The sequence below is a fragment of the Methylocaldum sp. genome (genome assembly GCF_039794385.1).
GTDB lineage: Bacteria > Pseudomonadota > Gammaproteobacteria > Methylococcales > Methylococcaceae > Methylocaldum.
In genome coordinates this window covers 1-12,742 of the sequence record NZ_JBDIVO010000112.1, presented here as the reverse complement: position 1 = coordinate 12,742, position 12,742 = coordinate 1, and the positions used below count along the sequence as shown (strand labels likewise).

The window sequence follows — 12,742 nt, the reverse complement described above, 5'->3', positions numbered from 1 at the left end:
TCAGATCGATACACCCGCCGGCATCCGTGTACTTGGCCGCGTTATTCAGTAGATTGGCGATCACCTGCACAAGCCGCGTCAGATCGCCCTCGACTTGCACCGGCTCCTGCGGCAAATCAACGGTCAGCTTGTGCCGGCGGGACTTGATCAACGGCAGGCTGGTTTCGACCGCCCGATCGATTACGGCCGAGATTTCGACCGCCGTCTTTTTCAACACGATGGTACCGCGGGTAATGCGGGAAATATCCAGCAGATCGTCGAGCAAACGGCTCATCTGGACCACCTGCCGGCCGATCACTTCACGCGTCCATTTCAGCTCGGGGTCGGTCAGCCCCAATTGGCGCAACACCTGCACGGCATTCCGGATCGGCGCCAGCGGATTCCGTAGTTCATGGGCCAGCATGGCGACGAACTCGTCCTTCAAGCGGTCGGCCTCGCGCAAGGCCTGTTCCGCCTTTCGGTGATCGGTCACGTCGATTGCCATGGAGGCAAGGAATGGCCTTCGATCGGGCAAACGCATGGGAGCCGACCCATAAAACAGCCAGCGCCGCGGCTCGCCGTTCTTGGTCCACACCGTAATCTCCTCGGGCTCCGCAATCGAGCCTTCGGTAAACCGCCGCTGTGTTTCCGCCAGAATGCTGTCCACCACTTCCTCGGGAATCCGTCGCCCCTTCAGAAACCAGGCTCGCGCATCGGGAATGTCCTCATGGGTCCACCCCGTCAATTCGGTGACCGCACAACTGATTTCGAGGATCTGGCCGTCCATGGCGTGGACGAAAATCGGGATCGGCGCCTGTTCGACCACCCGGCGGAAACGCTCTTCGCTCTCGCGAAGAGCTTCTTCGGCCTGCATGCGTTCGGTTATATCGCGCACGATACCCAGTATTGCCGGACGCCGATTGAAATGTATGCGGCGCGCGCAAAGTTCGACGCAGATGCGTCGTCCGTCCCGGTGCAGGAACGCCGCCTCGCGACGCCAGGGAGACTCAAGTCCCTCGGAGCCGCTCTGTATGAATAGTTCGCTCCACGATTCGAAATCTTCGGACGCGATCACCGATCGAAACGACAAGCCGATACAGTCCTCGCCCGTATAACCCAGCAAGGCCGACAACGCGGGATTCGCGAAGACGAAACGGCCGTCGTGAGCCACGAATACGCCATCATCGAGAGAATCGAGCAGCGTCTTGTATTTCGCCTCGCTTTCCGATAGCGCCTGGGCGGCCTCCCGGCGCACGTTTCTGAGCTCGATATGGGTCGCTACACAGGCCAGTAGCTGGCGCGCGGAGAGGGGCTTGATCAGATAATCGTCCACGCCGGCGTTCAATTCTTCGCTACAGGTTTTTTCCTCCGAGCGCGCCGCGGTCAGAATCACCGGGATGTGGTGAATCTTGGCGTTGCCCTTCAAGGCGTGCAAAAGCACGGGACCGTCACGCTGCAGGGTCCTGAGGTCGGCCAACACCAGGTCGGGAGGATCACTCAGAACGGCATCAAGCGCTGCCGTGCCGTTGGTTACGACCAGGACCTCGTAGCGATCGTCCAAGAATCGCTGGAAATAACTGCGCATCTCGGCGCTGCCCTCGACGATGAGCAGACGGGCATGCCGCTTGTGCCGTCCGCCCCTCCGGACAACTGTGGGCACCGAAACGCTGTCCGTGCTTTGCTGGCGAAAACTAGACTTCGGGACTATGGCAGCAGCGCTATTGTTGGATAAGCGCCGCGAAGTGCTGAATGAATCGCGGGCGGGCGGGGTAGGATTGTTCTTACGAAACACCCGGAGGTGGTCGCTGAAGCCCTTGCCCGCAGCGGCCGATCTTCCTGCGGCAATTTGGTCATCCTTCTCCATGCTGGTCATCCTGTCGTGTTTATGAGCTGGCGAACCATACTCGAAACCATAAATTCTACCCGAAACGGTGTCCATTCCAAGGGTTCCGAGCATGCATAATCCTCTTATTCGATTGCTTTTACCGCAATTCGGCTGAGCGAATCAAGCCTCCCCAAAAATCGAGCCGCTTGTTAGCCATCCTCGGCGATATCCGACTTCAACACGTCGAATTCATCGAACGCGATATTCAGACTAAGTGCCAAGTTGAGAATGCTGGCAAGGGTGGTGCTGGCAAAGATGCACAGCATGATGGCAATCTGATATTTCACCGCCAGCCACGGTTCGCTGCCGCCCAGGATCTGGCCGGTCATCATGCCGGGCAGCGATACCAGCCCCAAAGTCGCCATGCTGGCCAGGGTCGGGTTGATCGCCGCTTTGACGGCTTCGCGAAAATAGGGCCGTACCGCCTCCCAGCGGGTGGCGCCGAGCAGCAGATAAGTCTGGTACTCGTTTTCGTTTTTCTTGAGTGCGGTATAGAAGCGCTCCAGTCCGATGACATTTCCCTGCAGGCAATTGCCGAGAATCATGCCTGCGAGGGGAACCAGATAGCGCGCGTCGTAATAGAGCGGCGGCCGTATCACCAAAAACAACAAATACGCCGTGGAAAACAGGACGCTGGCGGTCACCGCCGCGAAAGTGGCGGCGAAGAAGTAACGCCGCTTCAAGCCGGCGCGCTTCAGAATCGACCAATCGGCTACTACCAGCATCACCAGAACCCAAAGGCCGTTCAGCCAGGGATTATTGAGCGTGAACAATGTCTTCAGATAAACGCCCACCAAGGCCAATTGAATGCTCATGCGGAGGATGCCGGTCGCGATCGCCCCGCTCAAGCCCAGTCCGATCAGTCCGAGCAGCAGCCACGGCAACAGCACGACGCCGTAAAGCACCGTCATTTGCGGCAGGGCGATATCAAGCGTTTCCATCGCGACGCGTACGGATCAGGCGCCCGCCGTCCAGTTCCAAAACCACATCGCAGCGCGCGTCCCAGTCGGGATCATGGGCCACGGAGAGCACGGTGAAACCGGGATCGCCGAATACGTCCAGCACCGTCCGCTTGCTTTCGGCATCCAGGGCGCTGGTCACCTCGTCCAGGAGATAGAGATTTTTCCCCAGCAACAAGGCACGCGCGATGGCGATGCGCTGCTTTTCGCCGCCTGAAACGCGGCGGCATTCCTGCTCCAGAATATCCGGGGACAGGTGAAGACGCGCCAGCGCATCGATCAACCGACGCTCGGACGGTTTATTTTCCCGATGCGTCTCGAATTGAAACGGCAACATCAAGGCTTCGCGTACCGTTTCGGCGCCGAGGATCGGCTCTTGCCCGATATAGGCTGCGCGGCGCCGGATGATTCGCACGGCCGACGGATCGAGCGGCTCGTCGTCGAACAGAATTCTTCCCCCGGCCAGCGGATAAAGTCCCAACAAGGTCTTGAGCACCGTGCTCTTGCCCGAGCCCGACCTGCCGCGGAGCACGGCCTTTTCACCCGCGCCCAGCGTGAAGCTGAGATCGGTCAGGATCGGCTTGCCGCGTACCGATACCGAGACCCGGTCGAAGCGGATCAGCGTTGCGTTCGCCGTCCGGCCATCGACCGGTTCATGTACCCGGTTACCGGGCGGCATCGCCCACGAACGGATTGGTGCGGCGCTCGTCGCCGAAGGTGGACGCGGGACCGTGGCCCGGAATGAAAACGATATCGTCGCCCAAGGGAAAAAGCCGCTCGCGGATGGACCGCACCAGCGTGCCGTAATCGCCCCCGGGAAAGTCTGTCCGCCCGATGGAGCCTTTGAACAGCACATCCCCGACAATGGCGAGACGTTCGCCGGAGTGGAAAAAGACCACGTGGCCGGGCGTGTGACCGGGGCAATGTATCACTTTGAGGGTTTGATGCCCGAACTCCACCGTATCGCCGTCCTCCAGCCAGCGGTCAGGGGTGAAGGTGGCTGCCGGCGGAAAACCGAACATCTCGCATTGCTTCGGCAAGAGGTCGATCCAGAACCGGTCTTCCTTCTGCGGGCCTTCGATCGGAATTCCGAGCTGCCCGGCCAAAGCCGCCGTGCCGCCCACATGGTCCACATGGGCGTGAGTGAGCAAAATCTTGACCAGCGTCACGCCGGCATCTTCGACCGTCTTGAGGATTCGATCGAGATCGCCGCCCGGATCGACCACGGCGCCTTCCATGGTTTCCTCGCACCAGAGGAGCGAGCAGTTTTGCTGAAATGCCGTGACGGGGATGACAGTTGCTTTCATGTCGAAGTCGGGAATTTGAGTTCAAGGGAAGATGATACCGGAAGAAAGCAAACGTACGGGCCTGTCATCAGGCGAGAACGGTCGCCGTCCTTCGCCCAGGTTCAGAGTCGTAGGTCGGCGATCCTTTGCCGACGTGCCGGATTTGCCGGGAAAGGGTCGCCGATCTCCAAACTTCGGCCGGGTTCGGCCCCCTGTGTCGGCAAAGGATTGCCGACCTACAAGTTGCCGACGAATGCGTAAGGCTATGGCTCGATCTCCATCAATACCTCGTTGGGATTCACCCGGTCGCCTTTCTTGACGTGAATCGCGGCGACCGTGCCGCCGACGGGGGCCTGGATTTCCGCTTCCATCTTCATCGCCTCGGTGACCAGAACGCCCTGCCCTGCGCTCACCTTGTCCCCCGGCTGCACCAGGATATCGACGATATTGCCCGGCATCGCGGTCACCACATCGCCCGGTTTGCCCGGCACGGGACGCCCGCTTGGCGTGACGCTCCGCCGGTAGCCGCTCAGCACCTCGAGATCCACTTCCTGAGGCACGCCGTCCAAGGTGATGTAGAACCTCCGGTGGCGCGGATCGTTGAAATTGGCGCCGGTGATGTGGACATCGTATGCCTCGCCGTGAACGAACACCTTGAACTCGGTGGGCACGTCGCCGCGCTCCGCCGGCTGGGACGGCGCCTCCGGCGGAGCCAAAGGCTCCGGCTGGAGCCGGCCTTCGCGCCGCTCCTGAAGGAATTTCCGGGCGACCTCCGGAAACATCACATAGATCATCAGATCGGTTTCGCTCTCCGCCAGATCGCCGATTTCCGCGCGCAAGTTGTCCAGTTCCGGCGGCAGAAGGTCCGCGGGGCGGCATTCGACCGGTTGCTCGCGGCCGATGGCGCGGCGCTGGAGGTCCGGATCGACCGGCGCCGGCGGGCGGCCGTAACCGCCCTGGAGATAACGTTTGACCTCGTTGGTAATGGACTTGTAGCGCTCGCCGGTGACCACGTTCAGCACCGCCTGGGTGCCGACGATTTGCGAGGTCGGTGTCACCAGGGGCGGATAGCCGAGGTCGCGGCGCACCCGCGGGATTTCGTCGAAAACGTCGAGGATGCGGTCGAGCGCGCCCTGCTCCTCCAACTGCTTGGCGAGGTTCGACATCATCCCGCCCGGCACCTGGTTGATCTGAACGCGGGTATCGACGCCGGTGAATTCGCTCTCGAACCGGCGGTATTTTTTTCGGATCTCGGCGAAATAGGCGGCGATGTCCTGCAACAGTTCCAGATCCAGGCCGGTGTCGTGGCGGGTGCCGCGCAAGGCGACCACCATACTCTCTGTCGGAGGATGGCTGGTGCCGCCGGCGAAGGACGAAATGGCCGTGTCGATGTGGGTGCAGCCGTGCTCAACCGCCTTGAGTTCGCACATTTCGGCCAGCCCTGAGGTGGCGTGGGAATGGAGATGCAGCGGCACGCTCAGGCTGGCCGAGAGCGCCGAAACCAGCTCCGCCGTGGCCATGGGCGTCAGGAGTCCCGCCATGTCCTTGATGGCGATGCTGTCGGCGCCCATCCGGACCAGGGCCTGGGCCTGCTCCACATAAAGGTCGACGGTGTGGACCGGGCTCAGGGTATAACAGATGGCGGCCTGGGCGTGCTTGCCCGCCTCCTTCACCGCCCGGATGGCGGTCTCCAGATTGCGGAGGTCGTTGAGCGCGTCGAAGATGCGGAATACGTCGATGCCTTCCTTCGCCGCAAGCCGGACGAACTCCCGCACCACGTCGTCGGAATAATGCCGGTAGCCCAAAAGATTCTGACCGCGCAGCAGCATCTGCAAGCGGGTATGGGGCAAGGCGCGGCGGAGCTTCTTCAGCCGTTCCCACGGATCTTCCTTCAAAAACCGCATGCAGGCGTCGAAGGTGGCGCCGCCCCAGACTTCCAGCGACCAATAGCCGACCCGGTCCAGCTTGTCGCAGATGGGCAGCATGTCCTCGGTGCGAAGGCGCGTCGCGATCAAGGACTGATGGGCGTCGCGCAATACGGTGTCGGTGATGTAGACCTTGCTCATGATGGTTTCAAAGCCCCACGTGGGCGGCGATGGCGGCCGCGACGGCCAAAGCCGCGTCGTCGTGGCTGCGTTTCAGTGAATAATTCAGGAGTTCGGGATGATCCTGCAGAAATCCGGTGTCGAAGCGCCCGGCGATGAAATCGGGATGATCGAGGATTTCCCGGTAGAACGGCATCGTAGTCCTCACCCCGCTGATGGCCATATCGCCGAGCACCCGACGGCCGCGGGCCAGCACTTCAGTCCAGGTGCGGCCGCGCACGATGACCTTGGCGCACAGCGAATCGTAATAGGGTGGGATTTCGTAACCGGTATAAATGGCGGTGTCGATGCGGACGCCGGGACCGCCGGGCGCGTAATAACGCGTGATGCGGCCGTAGCTCGGCAGAAAATCGTTTTTCGGGTCTTCGGCGTTGACTCGGAATTGCATGGCATAGCCGGCGACCTTCACGTCTTCCTGGCGGAAAGGCAAAGGTTCGCCGCCGGCGATGCGGATTTGCTTCTGCACGATATCGAAACCGGTGATTTCCTCGGTAATGGTGTGCTCCACCTGCACTCGCGTGTTCATCTCCATGAAATAAAATTCGCCCTGCTCTGTGAGCAAAAATTCCACCGTCCCGGCGTTCCGATAATTCGCCGCGCGGGCGGCGTTCACCCCGAGCTGGCCCACGCACTCGCGCTGTTCCGGCGTGAGCTGGGGCGAGGGCGCTATTTCGATGAGCTTCTGATTGCGGCGCTGAATCGAGCAGTCGCGCTCGTACAGATGGACCACGTTGCCGTGGTGATCGCCCAGCACCTGCACCTCGATATGGCGGGGCCGCTCGATGCACTTTTCCAGAAACACTTCGGCGTTGCCGAACGCCTTGGTGGCCTCGGAAATGACCCTTTCGTAATTCTGGCGGAGCTCTTGGGGCGTATCGCAGCGCCGGATGCCGCGCCCGCCGCCGCCCGAAGTCGCCTTGAGCATGACCGGATAACCGATGCGTTCGGCTTCCTTCAGCGCCCGATCGAGACTGTCGACGTTGCCCTCGCTGCCCGGCGTTACCGGCACGCCGGCGCGGATCATGGTCTCGCGGGCCACGGTTTTGTCGCCCATGCGCCGGATGGTGTCGGCGTCCGGACCGATGAAAACAATGCCGCGCGCCGCGCAGGCGGCGGCCAGTTCCGGGTTTTCCGACAGAAAGCCGTAGCCCGGATGCACGGCGTCGCAGCCGGTTTCCACGGCCAGGTTGACGATGCGGTGGGGATTCAGATAGCCGGCCAGTTCTTCCGAACCGATGCAGTAGGCTTCGTCCGCTTTTTTCACGTGGAGCGCGAAACGGTCGGCCTCGGAAAAAATGGCCACCGAGCGAATATCCATTTCGGCGCAGGCGCGAATGATGCGCACCGCGATTTCGCCGCGGTTGGCGATGAGAATTTTCCGAATCATGTGGTTTCTCGTAGATCGGAACCGATTTATCCGAATGGAGAAATCCTATTCTACAGAAACCGAATGCCAAGACCAGCTGGGCAATGCCTTGTTTTTATTATGGAAATCATAAGAATTTCGAATGCACGAGCGGGGAAGAAGATTTCCGAGACTCGTTCGAGCGGATACGGAAAACCATCGCCCCGCACCGCAAGCCGACCACCGCCGTCGATTCAGCCAACATTCCTTAAAGTGCCATCCGGCCGTATCGGGAGAGAATCGGCCGGCATCATTTGCATGGTCGGTTGCCGCCGCCCGGATCGCCCATGAGCAGGTACAGCACCCGGTCGTCGCCGCGGCGGCCGGCGCTGTAGTCCGCCAGAGCGGTCTCCAATTCCCCGTTGGGTCCCGCCGAAACGAGCCGTGCATTGCCCGGCAGCCACACATCACCGCTGTCGCCGCAGACGCCGTTGCGGTTCAGATCGTCGCAGGGAATCTGGAGCAGGATCGGATTTCTGCAATAGCGCTCGGCGTCCGAATTCGTGCATTCGGGCGCATGGCGTCCGAATCCGTCGAGAACGCCCGTGTCGCCGTTGGCCAAACCGTTGATGAAACGGCCGCTGTTGCAGCTCGCGTCGGAAAAGCTGCAATGGGCCTTGCGGACGTCGATCCGCACGCCATCCGTCAGGTACGGGCCGCGCCAGCCGCGCCCGCTCGCAGGATCGAAGGTCCGAAGATGCGGCGGCAATGACGCCGGGTCGAACAGGTCGCGGATCGAGCGCGGGATCTCGCCGACGTCGGCACGGTATCCCCCAAGGCCGGCCCGTCCGCCCAGAATCGCCGTGCGGATGGCGCCCAGGCTGGCGTCGGTGACAGCGCATTCGGCCGCGAAATCGTCGCCGCGCACGAGCGACATCACCACGCCTATCGATACCGAGACGATGACCAGTACGGCCGCGCGCTCGGCCAGAGTCATCCGGCGGCGCGCCTTGAAAAAGCGGTGTAGCGGTTGGTTCGACGCGATCATGTGCGGTTTACTTGGTTGGTCGGATCAGCACCGGCGAGACTTTGATAACAGAAAGCGTGCCATTGGTTTAAACGATTGATTTGCCGCACTCGGTTTGATGAGCACGGCGAGTTCGGTTCGTGCGCCCTGGACAAAACGCCCGGTGGCACACGGGAAATAGCACAGAGCACCGGGGCGAATGGCGCACATCTCGCGCGCAGGGTACGAAAGTAGATCGGAAATCGCTTTCAAACGCAAACGGCTGCCGCCGTCGCAACGCTTCCGGGTACTACGGTTTCGTCGGCAAATGATACCAATCTGCGACAGCTGACTCGCGTCTATATTTTTTCGGCGCAGGAACCCGCCATGAAGGCTGCTTTCCAACCCATGCAGAACACCCCTGCTGCGACAAACGCTTCAGCGCTTCGTCAACGCTCTGGCGAATCGCCGACCGACCGCGGTATTTGCCACATCCGCCCCCGTGCCGGCCGCAAGATTTGGTTCTGGGCTGCATCGCCTTAGCCGTAACTCGTGGCGGAAATTCAAGCATCTACCAAATCTTGCCTTCCTTAAGTCGCCAAAAGTGAGCGATATCCCTCACAAAAGCGAGGCATTTACCACACACTACAGCGCCAAAATTGGGGAAATAATCCTTAAACATTTGATAATACGATAATGTTTTAATGTGGTGCAGTCTTTGCCATAACGCTCCGCGTCGGCGCCCGCCGTCCGATTCTCTTGTGTGTACTTAGATGAGGTTATGCGTGAAAAAGACTGTGTTTAACGAACGATTGACGAAGGCGCTGACCGGCGCCCTGTCATTTTCCTGCGCGATCTCGGCATTCGCCGCCGACAAGACGGAAAGCCAAAGCGGCGATGCCGTGCGACTCGAAAAAATTCTCGTGACCGAATCGTGGACACCGAATTTCAAGTCGCTGAACACCAGCGAACTGACCGGCAAGACCATAGCCAGGAAGCAGTCTTACACCAGCGATACCGCTGCGCTTTTCGACGACGTGCCGGGATTCAGCCGCTATGGTTCGGGCGGATTATCCAGTCTCCCGGTGATTCACGGCCTCAACGACGACCGGGTCAAGGTACAGATCAACGGCATGTCAATCACCTCCGCCTGTGCCAACCACATGAATCCGCCCCTGTCCTATATCGATTTGCGCAACGTGGAACAGGCGACGGTCGTGGCGGGCATCACGCCGGTCAGTCTCGGCGGCGACAGCCTCGGCGGAACCATCATCCTCGATTCCATCACTCCCCGTTTCGCCACGGCCGAGGAAGGGGCGATATTCGGGGGCAGTATTTCCTCGTTCTATCGCACCAACGGCGAAGCCTTCGGCGGCAGCGTGACGCTCAACGCGGCGGGCGAGCACATGGCCTTGTCCTATACCGGTTCCCACACCGAGAGCGACAACTACAAGGCGGGCGGCGGCTTCGAGGTCAAATCCAGCCAGTACGAGGCTCAGAACCACTCGATGACCCTGGCGCTCGGCAACGACGATCATCTGCTCGTCGTCAACGCCGGGCAGCAGAACATTCCGCGCCAGGGCTTTCCCAATGCCCGCATGGACATGGTCGACAACGACAGCACCTTCGGCAATGTCCGGTACAAGGGGAAATTCGGCTGGGGCGATCTGGAAACCCGGTTTTACTACGAGCACACCGAGCACGAGATGAACTTCCTGGAGGACAAAAGGCCCGGCGACATGCCCATGAAGACGAAAGGCAACAATCTCGGTTACCAGATCAAGGCGGAAATACCGCTATCGGATCGAGATACCCTGCGCATCGGCAACGAATATCATAGCAACGAACTGGACGACTGGTGGCCGCCGGTCGCCGGCAGCATGATGATGGAACCCGACATCTTCTGGAACGTCCGCAACGGCGAACGCGACCGCATCGGCACATTTGCCGAATGGGACGCCCGCTGGAGCGAGGAATGGAGTTCGCTGCTCGGACTGCGCCACGATCACGTGAGCATGAATGCCGACACCGTGCAGCCTTACTCCTCGACGTCGATGATGCAGCGCGCCGACCAGCGGGCGGCCGGCACCTTCAATGCCAGAAGCCGCGACCGTACCGACGACAACTTCGACGTGACCGCCCTGGTGCGCTACACGCCGAACGACACCAGCCATTTCGAAGCGGGCTACGCGCGCAAGAATCGCTCCCCTAACCTTTATGAACGTTATGCCTGGGGTTTGGGCAGCATGGCCATGTACATGAACGGCTGGTTCGGCGACGGCAACGGCTATGTCGGCGACCCGGATCTGGAGCCGGAAGTAGCGCATACCATAAGCGCCACGTTCGGTTGGCACGACGCGCAGCAACAGGAATGGGACGTCAGGATCACGCCTTATTACACCTATGTCGAAGATTACATCGACGCGGACCGCTGTCCGGTGACCGCCGGCACGCCGTGCACGGCGGCCAATCTGGCGGCGACCGACGGCTTCGTGTTCCTCAAGTTCGCCAACCATGACGCTCAACTCTACGGCGTCGATTTCTCCGGCAAGGCGCTCCTGGGCGACACTCGCTTCGGACGGTTCACCGGCAGGGGGGTGCTGGGCTATGTCCGCGGCGAAAATTTGGACACCGGCGACAACCTCTATCACATGATGCCGGTCAACGGCAAACTGACCGTCGACCACCAGTGGGGCGGCTGGAACAACGCCGTCGAACTCCAATTGGTGGCGTCCAAAACCGATGTGGCGGACGTCAGGAACGAACTCAAGACGGGCGGCTACGCTTTGGTCAACCTGCGCACCGGCTACGAATGGAAGCATGTCCGCATCGACGCCGGACTCGACAACCTGCTCGACAAGAACTACGACTTGCCTCTGGGCGGCGCCTATCTCGGTGCGCGTCCGTTTGTCTATGGCACCGCCCTGCCCGGCATGGGGCGCTCGGCTTACGTGGGGGTGACCCTGACGTTCTGACGAGCGCGTACCGGAGCGGCTTCCAAGGCCGGCGGAATTTCGTGCGATGCCTTGAGCGTTTTTCACCACAGTATGGCGGGGTGAAACGGGAACTCGGCACGCACGCCCCCGGAATGCAGGCCAAAATAAGCTGGTAGGTCGGCCATCCTTTGCCGACAATGATGTCGGGAAGGGATTCCCGACCTACTGGGCGGCGCTACGCCAGACCGAACAATGTCCTAAAACGAAATTCTGACGCCGGCCTCGACGATATGACTGGACACGGCCTGCTGGCCTAACCGGGTTTCATAGCGCAGAAAAGCGGCGTTGCCGCCGGGCAAGGTGGCGGCCAATGATCCGCCCAGATTGAAATAATCGCGGTCCGGAGCCGAGTTGGAGATGGAGAAGCTGCCGGTGCCGGGGGCCGCGTCCGCGAAACGGACGCGGAGGTCGCGCGAACCGTTCTGGTACTGGTGTTCCCACTCGAAGCGAATCGACGGCGTCAGCACCGCCCAAGGCAGGCTGAACGACCGGCCTATCTGCGCGCCCAGATCCGTGGTCAGGGAATGATCGTCCTGGCTGCCGAAGGCCAGGCCCAGGCCGCCGCCGCCTTTTTCCTGGTAGGCGTCGATCTGGAGCTTGGCATACTCCATGCGGAGGTACGGGTTCAGGTTCCATTCGCTGATCGCGAAATCCTTGCCGAGACTGACGGCGAAGCCGTACTGATTGCCTTCCGGATTGCTGCGCGCCCGCGACGAGAATCCGGTATAGCGGATATTGCGCTTCATGTCGTAATCGTGGCGGGTGAAATTTCCTATCCAATCCACGTAGAAATCCGCCGGCAGGTAATAACTGCCGTAGAAGGAGCCGTGGTAGGAATCGGTGTCCATCGCGCCGGAATCCTGGCTGAAGACGGCGGAGGTGCCGTCGTAGCCGAACGCGAGGCCCAGGATCAGCTGATCGGTCAGCCGGTAATCGGCACCCAGGGTAAGGCCGCCGGTCGTGAACCGGTAGCCCCGCTCCTCGCCGGTAGAGTCCCTGTCGCCGCCGTTGAACCGGCCCTGCACGAAAAACCCGAAGGGACTGTCCCGCAACGGATCGTCCGGTCCGTCGCCCGCCGCACCGCCCGATTCCTTCCCGAGCGCACGCGCGAGCTGGGCGTAAGAAATGTTTCGGCCGTCGATATTCATGGCCAGGTCGAGACCGCCGCCGCCGTGCCGCAG

Annotated in this window: 9 protein-coding genes; 1 reads left to right on the top strand and 8 read right to left on the bottom strand. The window is 61.0% G+C overall.

The window, feature by feature from the left end; all coding sequences use genetic code 11:
- The 7 genes from ABJK70_RS11545 to ABJK70_RS11515 form a co-directional block, all read right to left on the bottom strand.
- The coding region (locus ABJK70_RS11545; RefSeq protein WP_347258061.1) for a PAS domain S-box protein at window positions 1–1,843 on the bottom strand (1,843 nt) is incomplete at its 3' end.
- A gap of 170 nt (window positions 1,844–2,013) precedes the next feature.
- Window positions 2,014–2,805 (bottom strand): iron export ABC transporter permease subunit FetB, encoded by a 792-nt coding sequence (gene fetB, locus ABJK70_RS11540; RefSeq protein WP_347258060.1) that lies wholly within the window; start codon window positions 2,803–2,805, stop codon window positions 2,014–2,016.
- Window positions 2,792–3,502: an ABC transporter ATP-binding protein gene (locus ABJK70_RS11535; protein ID WP_347258059.1), complete on the bottom strand. Its 711-nt coding sequence runs from the start codon at window positions 3,500–3,502 to the stop codon at window positions 2,792–2,794. Before ABJK70_RS11535 ends, fetB begins: the two co-directional genes overlap by 14 nt.
- On the bottom strand, window positions 3,489–4,130 hold the full coding sequence (locus ABJK70_RS11530) for an MBL fold metallo-hydrolase (protein WP_086133989.1): 642 nt from the start codon (window positions 4,128–4,130) through the stop codon (window positions 3,489–3,491). The genes ABJK70_RS11535 and ABJK70_RS11530 overlap by 14 nt, the downstream gene beginning before the upstream one ends.
- A gap of 242 nt (window positions 4,131–4,372) precedes the next feature.
- The gene (oadA, locus tag ABJK70_RS11525) at window positions 4,373–6,175 is read right to left on the bottom strand and encodes a sodium-extruding oxaloacetate decarboxylase subunit alpha (RefSeq protein WP_347258058.1); all 1,803 of its coding nucleotides are present in this window, start codon (window positions 6,173–6,175) and stop codon (window positions 4,373–4,375) included.
- 7 nt (window positions 6,176–6,182) lie between these two features.
- The gene (locus ABJK70_RS11520) at window positions 6,183–7,601 is read right to left on the bottom strand and encodes an acetyl-CoA carboxylase biotin carboxylase subunit (RefSeq protein ID WP_347258057.1); all 1,419 of its coding nucleotides are present in this window, start codon (window positions 7,599–7,601) and stop codon (window positions 6,183–6,185) included.
- 268 nt (window positions 7,602–7,869) lie between these two features.
- Window positions 7,870–8,607 carry a hypothetical protein gene (locus ABJK70_RS11515; protein ID WP_347258056.1) on the bottom strand — a complete coding sequence of 246 codons (738 nt, stop codon included), beginning with the start codon at window positions 8,605–8,607 and terminating at the stop codon, window positions 7,870–7,872.
- A 743-nt stretch (window positions 8,608–9,350) separates the two neighbouring features.
- Here ABJK70_RS11515 and ABJK70_RS11510 point away from each other — a divergent pair.
- Window positions 9,351–11,540 carry a TonB-dependent receptor gene (locus ABJK70_RS11510; protein ID WP_347258055.1) on the top strand — a complete coding sequence of 730 codons (2,190 nt, stop codon included), beginning with the start codon at window positions 9,351–9,353 and terminating at the stop codon, window positions 11,538–11,540.
- 218 nt (window positions 11,541–11,758) lie between these two features.
- Here the strand turns inward: ABJK70_RS11510 and ABJK70_RS11505 are convergent.
- Window positions 11,759–12,742 (bottom strand): autotransporter outer membrane beta-barrel domain-containing protein (locus ABJK70_RS11505; RefSeq protein WP_347258054.1); only part of this gene is annotated, 984 nt, incomplete at its 5' end.